At 54.6% G+C, this 15,098-nt stretch carries 16 protein-coding genes; all 16 read right to left on the reverse strand.

Translation table 11 applies throughout. The annotated features are described in order from the left end of the window. Positions 1-16 precede the first annotated feature (16 nt). The 16 genes from flhA to AAC019_RS06150 all read right to left on the reverse strand — a co-directional run bounded on the left by flhA (position 17) and on the right by AAC019_RS06150 (position 15,071). Entirely contained in the window at positions 17-2,221 is a 2,205-nt protein-coding gene (flhA, locus tag AAC019_RS06075) for a flagellar biosynthesis protein FlhA (RefSeq protein ID WP_339897753.1), read from the reverse strand. Positions 2,222-2,325: 104 nt separating this feature from the next. Further along, positions 2,326-3,459: a flagellar biosynthesis protein FlhB gene (gene flhB / locus AAC019_RS06080; protein ID WP_339897754.1), complete on the reverse strand. Its 1,134-nt coding sequence runs from the start codon at positions 3,457-3,459 to the stop codon at positions 2,326-2,328. Beyond that, complete coding sequence (fliR, locus tag AAC019_RS06085) at positions 3,459-4,241, reverse strand: flagellar biosynthetic protein FliR (protein ID WP_339897755.1); 783 nt, start codon at positions 4,239-4,241, stop codon at positions 3,459-3,461. The genes flhB and fliR overlap by 1 nt, the downstream gene beginning before the upstream one ends. A gap of 4 nt (positions 4,242-4,245) precedes the next feature. After that, positions 4,246-4,515 (reverse strand): flagellar biosynthesis protein FliQ, encoded by a 270-nt coding sequence (gene fliQ, locus AAC019_RS06090; protein WP_041523328.1) that lies wholly within the window; start codon positions 4,513-4,515, stop codon positions 4,246-4,248. 9 nt (positions 4,516-4,524) lie between these two features. Next, complete coding sequence (gene fliP, locus AAC019_RS06095) at positions 4,525-5,394, reverse strand: flagellar type III secretion system pore protein FliP (RefSeq protein ID WP_339897756.1); 870 nt, start codon at positions 5,392-5,394, stop codon at positions 4,525-4,527. Then, positions 5,384-5,824: a flagellar biosynthetic protein FliO gene (gene fliO, locus AAC019_RS06100; protein WP_339897757.1), complete on the reverse strand. Its 441-nt coding sequence runs from the start codon at positions 5,822-5,824 to the stop codon at positions 5,384-5,386. The genes fliP and fliO overlap by 11 nt, the downstream gene beginning before the upstream one ends. A gap of 50 nt (positions 5,825-5,874) precedes the next feature. Next, entirely contained in the window at positions 5,875-6,321 is a 447-nt protein-coding gene (fliN, locus tag AAC019_RS06105) for a flagellar motor switch protein FliN (RefSeq protein WP_339897758.1), read from the reverse strand. Beyond that, on the reverse strand, positions 6,311-7,318 hold the full coding sequence (gene fliM, locus AAC019_RS06110) for a flagellar motor switch protein FliM (RefSeq protein ID WP_339897759.1): 1,008 nt from the start codon (positions 7,316-7,318) through the stop codon (positions 6,311-6,313). The genes fliN and fliM overlap by 11 nt, the downstream gene beginning before the upstream one ends. 12 nt (positions 7,319-7,330) lie before the next feature. After that, positions 7,331-7,864 carry a flagellar basal body-associated FliL family protein gene (locus AAC019_RS06115; RefSeq protein ID WP_339897760.1) on the reverse strand — a complete coding sequence of 178 codons (534 nt, stop codon included), beginning with the start codon at positions 7,862-7,864 and terminating at the stop codon, positions 7,331-7,333. Positions 7,865-8,055: 191 nt separating this feature from the next. Further along, entirely contained in the window at positions 8,056-9,522 is a 1,467-nt protein-coding gene (locus AAC019_RS06120) for a flagellar hook-length control protein FliK (protein WP_339897761.1), read from the reverse strand. 216 nt (positions 9,523-9,738) lie between these two features. Next, positions 9,739-10,080 (reverse strand): Hpt domain-containing protein, encoded by a 342-nt coding sequence (locus AAC019_RS06125; RefSeq protein ID WP_339897762.1) that lies wholly within the window; start codon positions 10,078-10,080, stop codon positions 9,739-9,741. A gap of 92 nt (positions 10,081-10,172) precedes the next feature. Then, entirely contained in the window at positions 10,173-11,885 is a 1,713-nt protein-coding gene (locus tag AAC019_RS06130) for a fused response regulator/phosphatase (RefSeq protein ID WP_339897763.1), read from the reverse strand. Between the two features lie 3 nt (positions 11,886-11,888). Further along, positions 11,889-12,194, reverse strand: a complete 306-nt coding sequence (locus tag AAC019_RS06135) for an STAS domain-containing protein (protein WP_339897764.1) — start codon at positions 12,192-12,194, stop codon at positions 11,889-11,891. Positions 12,195-12,327: 133 nt separating this feature from the next. Continuing rightward, positions 12,328-12,777: a flagellar export protein FliJ gene (fliJ, locus tag AAC019_RS06140; RefSeq protein WP_339897765.1), complete on the reverse strand. Its 450-nt coding sequence runs from the start codon at positions 12,775-12,777 to the stop codon at positions 12,328-12,330. Continuing rightward, positions 12,770-14,170, reverse strand: a complete 1,401-nt coding sequence (gene fliI / locus AAC019_RS06145) for a flagellar protein export ATPase FliI (protein WP_339897766.1) — start codon at positions 14,168-14,170, stop codon at positions 12,770-12,772. The genes fliJ and fliI overlap by 8 nt, the downstream gene beginning before the upstream one ends. Next, on the reverse strand, positions 14,163-15,071 hold the full coding sequence (locus AAC019_RS06150) for a flagellar assembly protein FliH (protein ID WP_339897767.1): 909 nt from the start codon (positions 15,069-15,071) through the stop codon (positions 14,163-14,165). The genes fliI and AAC019_RS06150 overlap by 8 nt, the downstream gene beginning before the upstream one ends. Positions 15,072-15,098 lie beyond the last annotated feature (27 nt).

Below are 15,098 nucleotides of genomic sequence, written 5' to 3' on the forward strand. Positions count from 1 at the left end.
GACCCTCTTCCCGCACTCAGCGGTCGGCGTTAACCGACGCCTCAATCGAAATCTGTTTGTTATCTGGTATCTCTGTGTAAGCCAGTACCGGCATATCCGGCAAGCTGTGGCGACAAAAGCGTGCGAGCATTGGGCGCAGCGGCGCGGCCACTAATAACACCGCTGATTTACCGGCCATCTCTTGCTTTTGTGCCGCCTCTTGCAGGGAGCGTTGCAGTTTTTCCGCCAGTGCCGGCTCGACATACGCGCCATCTTCAACGCCGGCTTTTTGTGCTTGCACAACCGTACCCAGCAATAACTGTTCCAGCTCTGGGCTCAGGGTGATAACCGGTACGCTGGGCGCCGTCCCGACTATGTTCTGGACGATTTGCCGGCCCAGCGCCGCGCGCGCCGCGGCGGTTAAAGCGGCGGGATCTTGACTCTTACCGGGGTTAGCCGCCAATGCTTCGGCGATTGAACGCATATCGCGAATAGCCACCTTCTCGCGCAACAGGTTTTGCAGCACTTTAAGCAGCGCGTTAAGGCTGAGGGTATTGGGCACCAGCTCTTCGACCAATTTTGGCGATGACTTCGCCAGCATATCCAACAGTTGCTGTACGTCCTCGTGACCCAGCAGTTCGTGCACATGCTGCTGCAGTATCTGATTGAGATGTGTTGCCACCACGGTGCTGGCATCCACTACGGTATAACCAAGGGTTTGCGCTTGCTCTTTTTGTGAGCTGGCTATCCATATGGCATCTAAGCCAAAGGCCGGGTCCTGGGTTTTAATACCGTCTAAATCGCCAAACACCTGGCCCGGGTTAATCGCCAGTTCGCGGTCGGGGTGAATTTCGGCCTCGGCTGCGGTAACCCCCATCAAGGTAATGCGATAACCGTTGGGCACTAACTCTAGGTTGTCGCGAATGTGCACCGTCGGCACCAAAAAGCCCATGTCCTGTGACAACTTTTTACGCACGCCTTTAATGCGACCAAGCAGCGCCCCACCCTGGCTTTTATCCACCAGCGGGATTAATCGATAGCCCACCTCGAGCCCAATAATATCCACCGGCTGAACATCGTCCCAATTAAGCTCGACCGCTGGCTCGCCAGCCGGCAAAGCTGTGTGCGGCTGGGAAATTTGCGCCTGACTGCCAGATTGTTGCGGCGCATTGGGCGCGCGGTGCTGTTGATTTTTAGGGATGTAATCTTCGTCCATGGCCTCGGGCTGGCCTTTGCGCCAGTGAATAAAATAAGCCAGAGCGCCACAGATAATCGCCAACCCCAAAAAGGCGACATGGGGCATACCGGGAATCGCCCCCATAATAAACAAAATCGCAGCGGCAATAAGCAATGCCTTAGGCGAGTCGAACATCTGGGTCATCACCTGCGCGCGCATATCCTGCGAGCTGTTTACCCGGGTCACCAAAATCGCCGTGGCTGTCGACAACAACAGCGAGGGGATTTGCGCGACCAAGCCATCACCGATGGTGAGCAGAACGTATTTTTCCAGCGCGTCAGAAAACTCCAGGCTGTGCTGCACCATCCCGATACCAATACCGCCGATGATGTTAATGGCCAAAATCAAAATGCCGGCGATAGCGTCACCGCGTACAAACTTGCTGGCACCGTCCATTGCCCCGTAAAAATCGGCCTCACTGGCCACGTCTTCACGGCGCCGGCGGGCTTCTTCCTGGTCGATTAACCCCGCGTTTAAGTCCGCATCAATGGCCATCTGCTTACCGGGCATCGCATCCAGGGTAAAGCGCGCGCTTACTTCAGAGATCCGGCCGGCACCTTTCGTTACCACGACAAAGTTAATGATCATGAGAATCAAAAACACCACCAAACCAACCGCGTAGTTACCGCCGATCACCACCTCACCAAACGCCTGAATCACTTTACCGGCGGCGTCGCCCCCCTCGTGACCGTTTAATAGCACCACGCGGGTTGAGGCCACGTTAAGCGCAAGGCGCATCAGGGTGGCCACCAGCAAAATCGTCGGGAAAGCCGCAAAGTCCAACGGCCGCATGGCGTAGATGCCAACCAACAAAACGACGATGGACAGTGCGATATTGAACGAGAAGAACGCATCCAGCATAAACGCTGGCACGGGGAGAATCATCATGCCAAGCAGCATGATCAAAAGTACCGGAATACCTATGTTGCCCTGCCCCATACCGCGCAGCTGCAACAAGGCATTTTTGCCGTTTTCTTTATTAAAGTGTGCGAGTGAAATGGCCATGTGTACGGTTTTTTGACGCCCCCAGTGAGTTACCCGGTGACTATCGCAAGAACTGTACCTGTTTTAGCGTTTTAGAAAATTTTTATTCAACAGAGCGCGAACGATTAGTCATAGCGTAAATCGCGAGGAACATCGACCCGGGGGTATGGCGGGCGCTCCCCTCTGCCGCGGCGGTAGTTACGCAGACCAAACACATAGGCCAATACCTGAGCCACCGCCACATACAAGCCGGTGGGTATGGTCTCATCAATCTCCGTCGTGTGGAAAATCGAGCGCGCCAGCACTGGCGACTCGATAATTTCCACGCCGTGGGCTTTGGCAACCTCGCGGATTTTTAACGCAATTTGATCTCCCCCCTTGGCCAACATTACCGGGGTCGCCATTTTTTCCGGGTCGTATTTTAAGGCCACGGCATAGTGCGTTGGGTTGGTAATCACCACATCGGCGTCCGGCACCTGCGCCATCATCCGCCGCTGGGCCATCTCGCGTTGCAACTGGCGAATACGGCCTTTTACCTCGGGTTTACCTTCACTGTCTTTGTGTTCGTCCTTTACTTCCTGGCGCGACATCTTAAGTTTTTTACTGTGATCCATTATCTGAAATGGCACATCAATCAAGGCAATTAAAATGGTCACCGCGGCCATTAAAATAGTGGTAATGCCGCTAATTTCGAGTGACTCAACCACCCCGGTACGGGTCTCTTGTCCGGCAAGCTGTAGAATATCTTGCTGCCATACTTTTAATGCAAACAGCGCCGCGATCATCACTGTGGCCACTTTGCCCAGCGATTTGGCCAGCTCGACCAAGGCCTTGAACGAGAACATACGCTTAAGGCCGGCACCAGGGTTCATTCGGCTAAATTTGGGCGCCATCGCTTTGGCACTTAACAGCCAACCGCCAAGCGCAATCGGCCCCACCACCGAGGCGATCAACAATAAAATAAACAGTGGGATAAGCGAGAATAAGCCCTCGGCAAACGAACTTACCAGGTGAGCAAACATCGCCTGTGTATCAAACACCTCGACCCGGCTTATGCTAAAATTATTTTTAGTTAAGTCCATCATGCTGCCGGCAATGGCTTGACCGAACGTGTACAAACCGATGGTGCCGGCGAGTAAAATAAAGGTGGTGGTCAGGTCTCGCGACCGGGGAATCTGGCCATCTTCCCGCGCTTTTTCGAGTTTTCGCGGGGTGGCCTCTTCGGTTTTTTCCTGACTGCTGTCTCCGCCCTCGGCCATTAAGGTAACCTCAACAGTTGCTCGGCAAACACAGCCGCCGCATCAAACACATAGGTAAAGTACGGCAAAAAAGCCACCAAGCTAACCCACATGAAAATCAAACCAAAAATAAGCGCGACGGGAAAACCCACGGTAAACACGTTAATTTGCGGTGCCGAGCGATTCATAATGCCAAAAGCCATATTAATCACCAGCAAGGCGGTAAACAGTGGCAACACAAAAACCAAAGCCGCACTAAACATCCACGAGCCCATGCCGGCGATCATGGCGAACTCTTGATAGCCAATGCCGGTGCCAATAGGGATGCTGGAAAAACTGCGAACGATTAAATCGATAACCAGCAAATGACCGTTAAATATAGTAAATAAAACCGTCGAAAGTAACAGGTAAAACTGCGACAACACAGTCACTGAAATACCATTACTGGGGTCGTTCATTGACGCAAAACCCAGCCCCATTTTCATGGCGACCAACTGACCGGAGAGCACAAAAATGTGCAATACCACCTGAAAACTAAAGCCGAGGGCGAGACCGACCAGCACCTCTTGCAAAACCCGCAGCATGGCAGGCAGGCCCAGCAACTCGATAACCGGCGCCGGCGCCAACATCGGGCTAACCAGAGCGGTAACCACCAGGGCCAATACCAAACGGATTCTGGCGGGTACAGTGCGCGCGCCAATAACCGGCACGGCCATAAACATGGCGCCAATACGAATAAAGGGCCATAAATATTGCCCAATAAATTGATAAAGCATCGTCTCGCTGAGTACGATAGGCTCCATCTTGTTACCCAATCAACTGCGGTATAGCGTTGAACAAACGATTAAATAAATCGCTTAGGCGTATGACCATCCAATGGCCTGCGATCATGATAGTAATCAGCATCACAATCAAACGCGGCAAAAAGCTTAGGGTTTGCTCGTTAATTTGAGTAGCTGCCTGAAACATACTGACAACCAAACCGACAATCAAACTCGGACCGACGATAACCAACACCATAAGAATGGTCAGGTAAAGCCCGTCGGCAAATAAGCTCAGAGCAATCTCTGGAGTCATAACGTCCCCCTACACCCCAAAACTGGCGGCCAGGGTGCCGATGATCATGGCCCACCCATCAACCAAAACAAACAACATGATTTTAAAGGGCAGCGACACAATCAGTGGCGACAGCATCATCATCCCCATCGCCATAAGCACGCTGGCCACAACAATATCGATCACCAAAAACGGGATAAAAATGATAAAGCCAATCTGAAACGCCGTTTTAAGCTCGCTGGTGACAAAGGCCGGCACTAAAATTGAAAACGGTGTGTCCTGTGGTGTGGCAATGGGCTCATTGCCGGCAATGCCGACAAATAAGGCAATATCACTCTCGCGAGTTTGCGCCAACATAAAGCTGTGAAACGGCTGAGCGGCCGATGCCAGAGCCTGCTGGGCATTAATTTGACCATTAATATAAGGCTGCAGCGCATCGGCGTTGGCCTGCTCGAATACCGGCTTCATAATAAACAGAGTTAAAAACAGCGACAGGCCAATCAAGATCTGATTGGAGGGCGACTGCTGTAACCCCAACGCTTGCCGCAGTATGGCAAACACTATAATAATTCGGGTAAACGAGGTCACCATCATCAGCAACGCAGGCAAAAACGTCAGCAGCGTCATGATGCCAAGAATTTGCAGAGTTACCGAATACTCCTCCGTACCGTCGGGCTGAGTCGTAACGGTAAAAGCCGGCAAACCGGGAATCGCCGGCAGCGCGCTACCGGCGATGTCGCTTGACTGCGGCTGACTGGACTGTGCCGGAGCCGGCTCTAACGTGTCGTTATTCTGCGCATACGCCGGAAGACTGCTGATTAAGAGCACACAAAACAACACCAGCCACTGCCGCAATCGCACCTTTAAAGTCGATTGTAATGTCAATAAATTAACGGCCATTTTGTGTCTCGCGGCTTGCCTTAACGTCGCCCTGCCCGGGAAACCCACCAGACTTACCTTTCATAATACTCATTAATTTTTGACTAAACTCGGAGCTTTGGGTACCGTCGGCGGCAATAACCGGCTCAGCAAACACATGCAGCTGATTGATCGTTTGCGCGGTAACCCCAAGTAAAATTTGCGTGCCTGCGACATCGACAACCAGCAACCGCTCGCGTGTTCCAAGCGCCAAGGTTGCCACCACTTTCATATCGCTAGAGCGGGCCCATCCGGTTGCACCGGCGCGCCGGGCAAACCACGCCAGCCCCAGTATCAGCGCGACAATACCCAGTAAGCCCAACAACACCGACAGCAGTGTATCGGCCCCGACCGGAGCAACCGCTGCCTGAGTTTCGGCCCCTTTGGTGGCGGCTTGAGCCAGTGTTGTCAAACCAAGCCACGCACATAACGCGACAGTGAGAAAAAGTAACCGGCTCACGTTTAACGCAACTTTTTAATACGTTCAGACGGGCTGATAACATCGGTCATACGAATACCAAATTTCTCGTTAACCACCACCACTTCACCGTGAGCAATGAGCGTACCGTTTACTTTTACATCCAGGGGTTCACCCGCCAGGCGATCAAGTTCAATAACCGAGCCCTGATTCAGTTGCAGCAAGTTGCGGATGGTAATCGCGGTACTGCCCACCTCCATAGAAATGCTCACAGGAATATCCAAAATTAAATCGAGCTCGGGGCCAAGTTCCCGCGGTGACCCTTCACTTTCCAGCTCGTCCAAGGCCAGCGCATTACTCTCTTGCGCCGCGCCCGCATCGTCTACGATGTCATCTACGGCTTGCTGCTCTTCCATAGCGGCCGCCCATTCATCGGCCATTGCCTGCTGGTCTAACTCTTCGCTGCCAACGTTTTCATCATCATTTGCCATTGGGGCCTCCTTCGGCAGCGCTAATATTGTGTGCGCTACTGTGATCAATAAATTCTTTTATTTTTAACGCCAGATTACCTTTGTGCTGCCCGAGCTGAGTGCGAAATACCGGCACGCCATTAGCGGTAAGCACATGGTGCGGTGGAAACTCGATGGGAATCACATCCCCTACATCCAGATCGACAATATCCCGCAAGGTAATTTCACGGTTAACGACTTCACACTCGAGACCAACCTTGGCCGACAACACATCTTCGCGCAAGGCTTTAACCCAGCGGTCGTCTTGCTCGTCAGAGTCGCTTTGCAAGCCGGCATCCAGGACCTCGCGAATAGGCTCGATCATCGAATAGGGAATGGTTAAGTGCAGATCACCACCTCCTCCGTCGAGCTCGATATGAAAGGTACTTACCACAACGACTTCACTGGGGCTGACAATGTTGGCGAGCGAGGGATTGACTTCCGAGTTGATGTACTCAAACTCGATTGGCATTACCGCCTTCCAGGCCTCGCCCAAATCGACAAATACCTGATTCAGCACCATTTGTACAACGCGCAACTCGGTTGGGGTGAACTCGCGCCCTTCAATTTTGGCGTGACGGCCGTCACCGCCAAAAAAATTATCCACCAATTTAAACACCAGGCGAGCATCTAAAATAACCAGAGCCGTGCCCCGCAGCGGGCGAAACTTAACCATGTTTAAACTGGTGGGAACATACAGGGTATGAACATACTCGCCGAATTTTTGAATCTGAATGCCGCCAATAGAAACATCCGCCGTACGCCGCAACATATTAAACATACTAATCCGGGTATAGCGGGCAAAGCGCTCGTTAATCATTTCCAGCGTCGGCATGCGACCGCGAACAATGCGGTCCTGACTGGTGAGATCGTAAGATCGTACCGCGCCCGGCTCTAAGTCAGTCTCGGTGTCGATATCACCTTCATCGACGCCGTGCAACAGCGCATCAATTTCGTCTTGTGTCAGTAAGTCTTGCACGTCGGCCCGCCTCTATTGCAGCACTAAGTTGGTAAACAACACTTGTTCGATCACCGGTTGTCCGGTTTCCGCTTCCAGCACCTGTTGCACGGTATTTAACGCCTGCTGGCGCAGTAGCTCTTTACCTTCGGGGGTTTGCAGTTCGGCATAAATTTGCCCGCGCAATAAAATGACCAGAGCATTGCGAATGGCCGGCATGTGCAGCTCGATATCCTTAACGGCGCTGTTATTTCGCAGCATTAAATTCATCTCGACTTGCATATAACGCTGCCGGCCCCGCACCTCAAAGCTGGTAATAAATTCAGGTTTTAGCGGAAAATAAATAGCGGCCTCGCGCGCGGGCTGTTCGGTGGCCTCGCTGGTTTCCGTATCAGTCTCTGCCTCAGAAGCATCCGATATTATCCATAGGGTCACGGCAACCGAGCCCACTACCAGCAGCAAAAGAATTGCCAGCGCGATAATCAGCTTTTTTTTACGGCCCGGTTTACTGCCGCCCTCTTCTTGCTCGCCGTCTTCCCCGTTGTTTTCTAGCTCGTCTTCCGCCATGTCAAATATCCGTCGTCTGCGTTGTTCTGCTGGGGTATCAGCAATAGACGTGCCATACAGACATTAGCACCTGCCCCAAACACAAGCGCAGGGAGAAAACGGCCTAAAAAGGAGGAAAAGCGAGAATTTACAGCGTGGAGCCTATTGGCGGTGAGCGAGAACTCGCCACCCGCCAATAGGCCTATGTGGGGCTAGGCGTAGTGGTCAACCAACGATATGGAGCCTTGCTGCAGGCTAGAGGTGACGTCATTAAGGCCATCGTCTGCGCTCTCAGAGCTGGCCGTTCGGGAGGCGCCAGCGCCGCCGGAGTCTCGCTCACCGGTACCCCGCGAGTCAGAGTCGGCAAACGACTGCTCGTCCGAGACGTCGACATCGACACTGCTCATGCCCTGTTCAGTTAGCATCTCACGCAACCGCGCCGAGTGCTGATCGAGAGCCTCGCGCACCACCGGTTGCGCACTGCTAAAACTGACATGTGCCTGATCGTTTTGTATGGTCACCCGCACATGAATGCTGCCAAGGTCAGGCGGGTCCAGCCGCATGTCGGCGCTGGTGATATTTTGCCGCGCCATCCAAATCACTTTTTGCCCCACCGCATCGCCCCAACCACTTTGATTAAAACCAGGCAGCACTGAGGCGGCCACACGAGGGGCGGCCTGTGCGGCGGGTGTGCGATTTGCCAAACCAAGCGACTCAGTCAGTGCCGTAATACTGCCGGCCGTGGGCTTATCAACCGGCTCGGCACGCCCAGCCAACAGATTGTGCAGTTTGGCGGTCTCCAGTAAAGCGCCCCGCTCGCGCTGCCCGTCAAGGCTTAACGGCGTTTGCTGGGCCACATGCAATTGGCCGCCGGGCAACGGCGCCTGCCCCGACTCCGGATTGACCATCGCGCCACTGCCCTCTTTAGCCAGGCTGGCGCCAGGAGGCTGCCCAGCGGCGGGGCTAATGCTGCTCAGCATCTGCTTGAGGTTACTTTGGACACTTTCCAGGCGGGCGGTCAAAGACGCTAAGTCGGCCCCCTTAGTCTCGCTTTTGATTTGCCCGCTGAGCCAGGCGGCTAGCTCCGGCGGTACTTGCCCGGCCTGCTGCGCTTGCTCGACCTTCGCCAACAGTGACTCTACCCCCTCTCCAGCGGCGGCCTGATCGGTAAGCGATTGCATCAGTGCCAAGAGTTGCTCGCGCCGCTGTGGGTCCAGACGCTCAAGTATGGCCTGTAGCGATTCATCGCTAATACCGGCATCGCTTTGCTCGGCAAGCTCATCCAACACTTTGGCCTGCTGGGCCGGCTCCAGCGCCTCGACTGCCTCTCGCTGAGCGGGCTCTAAGCGCTCTAGAGTTTCCCGCTGCCGGGCGCTCAGGCGCTCCTGGGATTGCGCTTTGCCGGCGCGTGTCTGCTCAAGCTGCTGGGTGCGCGCGCGCGCGTCAAAATTTGTCGTATTGCGGTTATCGTTTACCGCTGGGCGCTCGGTGTTATCGGGGCCGGTATTGGGCCGCGCCGCAGGCTCGGGTCGGCTACTGCGCTGATCGCGATAAGCGGTATTTAACGAATCGCTAAACAGCTTGGCATCTCGCGTCGCATCGGTGCGGGCCTGACTCGATTGGACGCCAGTTTGCGGCCGTAACAGCATACTCAGAAGAGAGGGTTCATTCGTTGCCATGTGTGCTCCTGTAGACCATGGGCGGCAAGCACTTGCCGCTTGCGAACAACATCTTTAATAACAGGAGGGATATAGCAAACACAGTGCCAAGGTGGATTGGCAGATTGGCAAACAAGCAACTTGCAGAATTAAGGCAAAACCATACGCCACTTGACGCTGGTCGTAAAAAGTACGGCGGGCGTGCCGGTTAGCGTTTATCGCCCCGGCCGTTTGATGCTATTGATAAATAATAAGCTGATGGCGCACCTGAGCAAATTCTCCCTGCAGTGTCACCAGAGTAGTCTCCAGCCCCGTCAGTTGGTTGTTGGCCGCCGCCTGCTCTATATGCTGGCAGTGTGCCACCAGAGTCTGCGCACCGATATTACTGCAGCTGCCTTTAAAGCTGTGAGCCGCGCGGCGCAAAGCCTCGCCATCGCCACTGGCAAGGGCTTTTTGCATAGCGCTTAGGCGGTCTTCCGAGTCGTTAAGGTAGGTCTCGATCAGGCGGCCAAAGTCATCCTCCATCACCTCCTGTAATGTGAGTAATGTATCGTGATCGATTAACTGCCTATCGCTCATGGCCTCTCCCTACTCGTCGGCTAAATCCTTAGCACCACTTTTAAACCTTTTCCCTTGGCGCATCAAGTGGTTATAGACCGGCAAAATGCGATCTAGTCATCATTGTGCCAGCAATAGGTCGCGGCAACGACATTACCCGCACCGCGTACCTCTAGTGAATCACACAAAGACTCAATCATTTTGAGCCCGCGGCCACTGTACTCATTGCCGGTAGGTTCGGGGCGGGCAGCCGGGTCAAAGCCATTACCACTGTCGGCCACAACAATCGCCAGCGAGCCGCCCTCGATATCCGTGCTGTGGGCCAAATCAATTTTGACATAGCCCTCGCTTATGGCTTTGGTGCGCTCACGGCGCAGCTGATAATAGTGTTCAAACCCGTCCGGGTCGTCTTTAATCGACGAATCCAGCCCGAGCACGCCGTGCTCGAGCGCATTGGTATAGAGCTCGGAGATAATGGTATACAAGGTGCCGCTGTGATTGCGTAACCCGGGCACCTCAAGCAGTACACTTAACAGCAGCGGCAGCGGGTCAAACATCGCAAAACTCGAGGGTTTGACCTCAAAACTCAGGCTCCACTCGGCCAGCTGCGATTGCGCGTTTGCCTGCTCTGTACCCGGCGTAACGTAAGTCGAGCTAACCGGTGCCATCAGCAGCTCTATCAACGACAAATCATCGCTTCGCTGCCCCTGCCCGACAAAGGTTTTTACCCGTTGCAGTAATTCGTCAAACAGCGCCGGAACCTCTGTGTTTTGGGCAAAGGCGGCCAGTAAGCGCTCTTCGCCAAACATGTCGCCCTCGGCATTGCGCGCCTCATGGATACCGTCAGACCACAGGTACAGCCGCTCGCCATGCTCCATGCTGATAAGCGCCGGATCGGCTTTAAACTTTTTATTACTCAGTACTCCCAGCGGCAAATGGGTCGATTTAATTTGCTCGACACTGCCATCGCGGCGGTACACGTAGGCGGCGGGTAAGCCACCGTTCCAGATACGTACGGTATTTTTCCGAAAGTTCATCTCCACCATCGCCGCGCAACAAAACAGCCCGACGGGTAAAATACTTTTTAGCTTACCGTTAATTTCGGCGAGGATGTCGGACATGGCAAAGCCTTTGTCCACCATACCGTAAAACGTCGTTGCCAGCGGCATGGCCCCGATGGCCGCCGGCAAACCGTGGCCGGTAAAATCCCCCAGCAACACCATTAAGTTACCCGCCGGCGTGGTTGAGGCCACCATCACATCGCCATTAAATACCGCCAACGGCGACAGGTAGTAACGCAAGTGTTCGGTATCAACATGGCCGCTGCTGGTAATATTGTCGAACACTTGTTTTGCAACGGTTTGCTCTTGCAAAAAATGCTCATTGTGCTGGGCGATCTGATCGCGCTGCTCTAACATCGTACGCTGCATCGAGCGCATGCGAAAAAACGACTTTACTTTGGCTTGTAAAATAACCGGGTTGTAGGGCTTGGATAAAAAGTCATCCCCGCCCGCCTCCAGGCATTTAACCAGCGAGTCGGTATCGGTCAGCGAGGTGAGAAAAATAATAGGAACCAGCTCTTCGCCGGCCAAAGACTTAATGTGTCGCGCCGCCTCAAAGCCATCGAGCCGCGGCATTAGCGCATCAAGTAAAACAATATCCGGGCGCTCGTCGCGAAAGCAGGCCACGGCTTGTTCACCATCAGCCGCGCTTAGCACCCGGTGACCGTGCTTGCGCAATATGGCCTCTAAAATCGTGCGGTCGGTGGCGGTGTCATCGGCAACTAGCACCGTAATCAAGCGCTCGTCTTTTTTAGCAGGCTCCATGTGTTATTGGATGGTAAAGAGCTGTTCGAAATTCGAGATGCTTAATATTCGCTTAACATCGCTACTGGCGTTAATGATGCTAATATCAGCCGCATCGCCACCGGCGTAATCGCGCAGCAACAGCAACATACCCAGCGCCGAACTATCGAGGTACGCGGTATCTGACATATCGATAATAAAACGATCGGGTTTTGCCGGAAGCGTCTCGTAACTGCTGCGAAAATCCTGATGGGCACTAAAATCAAAACGCCCTTTGATGACAATGGTCAGTTCGCTGCCGTCACTGGTTACCGTCGACGTAACTGTCATAACTCGCCTCACTTATTTACCTGTTGTTCCCCCCGATAACGAGGTGGATATTCCTTGGTGGCTCGCGCGATAGGCACGCCCGCGAGCCCAGTGCCTAGAGAATAGACTATTTTTACGATCAACAATAGCGGCTTTAACCGTAGGGAGGCGATTGCCGGTTGAGGCTCGACAGCTCATCGAGCTCTTTTTGCAGCTTGCGCTCGAGTTCGGTGTTTTCGCCAAGGCGCAGCCGCTCGATTAACGACTCCAGTGATTTGCGCTTATGGCGCTTAATCTGCCAGTGCTGTAACACTTTTTCACACTGCTCGGCGGCATTGGCAAGCTTCTGGTGCTGCTCATCGATGGCACCGGCCAGCCGGCCAATAAAATCACTGTAGCGCATCATATCCTGTACTGTGTGGCAGGCCGAGCTATCGCCATATTCATCCAGGTAACTGTGGCGATACTGCTGCAACTGTTCCAGCTGTGCCCGCTCTGCGGCCAGTTGCTGCTGGTATTGTGCGAGATAACCGGCGGCCTCTTGCTCCTGGTGCTCGGCCACTCTAAGTACTACCTTTAGCCGCTCTGAGCGCGGTTTAGCCATTTACCGGCCCGCCCGTGCGTCCATGTTCGGCCGCCAGAGGGCTCGGACGTGACGCCTGTGTCTTAGTCTGTAACAAATCGGCCAAACCTTTGTGCGCCTCGCCTAAGCTTACCGCCTGAGTTAACGATTGCTGAACAAACTGGCGCAACCTGGGAAACTTTTCGATGGCCTCATCGGTTTGTGGGTCTGAGCCGGCGTTATAGGCGCCAATCGCCACCAGATCGCGGTTTTGCTCGTATTTCGCCAGCAACTGTTTAAATTTTTGCATTTGCGATAAATGGTTGGCCGAGACAATTTGCGGCATCGCCCGGCTGATGGATGCCTCGACATCGATCGCGGGGTAAACCCCCTCCTCGGCGAGCTGGCGGGACAGCACAATATGGCCATCGAGAATCGCCCGGGACGCATCGGCAATCGGGTCTTGCAGGTCGTCACCCTCGGTTAACACGGTGTAAAACGCCGTAATAGAGCCCTCGCCTTCAGCGGCGTTACCGGCGCGCTCTACCAACTCGGGGATTCGCGCAAACACCGAGGGCGGATAACCTTTGGTCGCCGGCGGCTCGCCAATAGCGAGCGAAATCTCTCGCTGGGCCTGAGCAAAGCGGGTGAGAGAATCCATCAACAGCAGAACATTTAAGCCCTGATCGCGATAGTACTCGGCAATACGACTGCACAGTTGGGCGGCGCGCAACCGCATCAAAGGGGCGTCATCCGCCGGCGATGCCACCACCACGGCACGGGCCATGCCCTCTGGCCCCAAAATATGATCGATAAACTCTTTTACCTCGCGGCCGCGCTCACCCACCAGCCCCACCACCACGACATCGGCCGTCGTGTATTTGGTCATCATGCCCATCAAAACACTTTTACCGACGCCGCTGCCGGCAAACAGCCCCATGCGCTGACCACGGCCCACAGTAACCAGCCCATTAATCGCGCGAATACCAACATCCAGTGGCTCGTGGATAGGGTGACGCTTCAGCGGGTTAATATCGCTCGGGGCAAAATCGAGAAAATCACCGCCTTGCAGCGCGCCCTTACCATCGAGCGGCTGCCCGAGGCCATTAAGCACCCGCCCTAACGTTTGCAAACCAATGCGCATGGCCTGGCTGTGCGCCAGAGGAATGACACGCGCGCCCGGCTCTAACCCTTCGACCCGTTTGACCGGCATCAAAAAAACACTTTTACCCGAAAACCCCACCACCTCGGCCTCGACCCGGCGGCCGTCGCGAGACAAGAGCACGCACTGACGCCCCACGGACAAATTAAGCCCGACCGCCTCGAGCGTGAGCCCCACCGAACGAATCAAGCGACCCTCGGCCTCAGGCACCACTGGTACCGGATCTGGCAGATAGGGGCGCAACCTGTACCACAAGTCGCGGCGCTCAGACACCTGGCTCGCCCTCGTCATCAAAATCTGGCGGTACCACGGATTGATCGGTATTGTCCCCGGAGGCCTCTGCGCCCTTAGGCACTTCGCTCTGGTTTCCCCGCGGAAGCTCCCGTGCCAGTAACTGCTCGTCACTGGTGGTTTCATCCAAATCTTGACGCTGTACAAAGCGCTCCAGCGTTTCTTCCAGGCGGCGCTCAACGGTAAAATCAACCAGGCTATCGGCGGTATTTACACGCACACCGCCGGCGCTAATGCCGGGGTCAACCCGCAATGTCCAGTCGTGACCATGCTCTTGGGCGTAGCGCTGCACGCAGTCGTGATCGGCAAGGTTTAAATGCAAGGTCACATTGTTACCGGGGCTTGGCAGCGCGGCAATCGATTGCTGTACCAAAGGCAGAATATCCACAGGCTGCGTGAGTAAATCGCGGCCAACCACCGCACGACTTATCCGTTCGATCATCGTAAGCAAAAGTACTTCGAGTTTTTCATCTTGTGTATCGACAGGCTCTTTTAACGCCTGCACTAAACTGGCAAACGTTTGCTGCTCAATCGTGAGCAACTGGCGGATATCCTCCCCGCCGCGCTCCTGACCTTGGCGGTAGCCGTCGTCGTAGCCTTGCTGCTGGCCTTTTTCAAACCCCTGATTAAAGCCCTCTTGCTCGGCCTCGTGAACGATTTCAGACATTTGCTCGGCGGTTAAACCACTGGCCGTTAAGCCGTCGATCTCGACATCTTCAATGGTTTCACCGGCCTGGGCACCCGGGCCCCGGGCGCCTTTCTCGGGCTCGCTTGCATTACTCACTTTAGCGCTGCCACCCACGGCGGGCACCGCCCAGGACTGCCACTCCGAGGTTTGGCTGGCGGGAATACGGTTGGGGTTGGTTCTCGGTTTATCGACCATGAAGGCGCTCCGTTATAGGCTGCGGTA

Origin of the sequence: uncultured Gilvimarinus sp., from assembly GCF_963975215.1 — a bacterium.
Taxonomy (GTDB): Bacteria; Pseudomonadota; Gammaproteobacteria; order Pseudomonadales; family Cellvibrionaceae; genus Gilvimarinus.

What these genes read in the sequence shown, in the direction of transcription:
- AAC019_RS06150 (WP_339897767.1), bottom strand. Translation starts at nt 15,071, where the DNA reads ATGGTCGATAAACCGAGAACCAACCCCAACCGTATTCCCGCCAGCCAA.
- fliQ (WP_041523328.1), bottom strand. Translation starts at nt 4,515, where the DNA reads ATGACTCCAGAGATTGCTCTGAGCTTATTTGCCGACGGGCTTTACCTG.
- AAC019_RS06125 (WP_339897762.1), bottom strand. Translation starts at nt 10,080, where the DNA reads ATGAGCGATAGGCAGTTAATCGATCACGATACATTACTCACATTACAG.
- AAC019_RS06135 (WP_339897764.1), bottom strand. Translation starts at nt 12,194, where the DNA reads ATGACAGTTACGTCGACGGTAACCAGTGACGGCAGCGAACTGACCATT.
- fliR (WP_339897755.1), bottom strand. Translation starts at nt 4,241, where the DNA reads ATGGAGCCTATCGTACTCAGCGAGACGATGCTTTATCAATTTATTGGG.
- fliJ (WP_339897765.1), bottom strand. Translation starts at nt 12,777, where the DNA reads ATGGCTAAACCGCGCTCAGAGCGGCTAAAGGTAGTACTTAGAGTGGCC.
- flhB (WP_339897754.1), bottom strand. Translation starts at nt 3,459, where the DNA reads ATGGCCGAGGGCGGAGACAGCAGTCAGGAAAAAACCGAAGAGGCCACC.
- fliN (WP_339897758.1), bottom strand. Translation starts at nt 6,321, where the DNA reads ATGGCAAATGATGATGAAAACGTTGGCAGCGAAGAGTTAGACCAGCAG.
- flhA (WP_339897753.1), bottom strand. Translation starts at nt 2,221, where the DNA reads ATGGCCATTTCACTCGCACACTTTAATAAAGAAAACGGCAAAAATGCC.
- AAC019_RS06130 (WP_339897763.1), bottom strand. Translation starts at nt 11,885, where the DNA reads ATGGAGCCTGCTAAAAAAGACGAGCGCTTGATTACGGTGCTAGTTGCC.
- fliP (WP_339897756.1), bottom strand. Translation starts at nt 5,394, where the DNA reads ATGGCCGTTAATTTATTGACATTACAATCGACTTTAAAGGTGCGATTG.
- AAC019_RS06120 (WP_339897761.1), bottom strand. Translation starts at nt 9,522, where the DNA reads ATGGCAACGAATGAACCCTCTCTTCTGAGTATGCTGTTACGGCCGCAA.
- AAC019_RS06115 (WP_339897760.1), bottom strand. Translation starts at nt 7,864, where the DNA reads ATGGCGGAAGACGAGCTAGAAAACAACGGGGAAGACGGCGAGCAAGAA.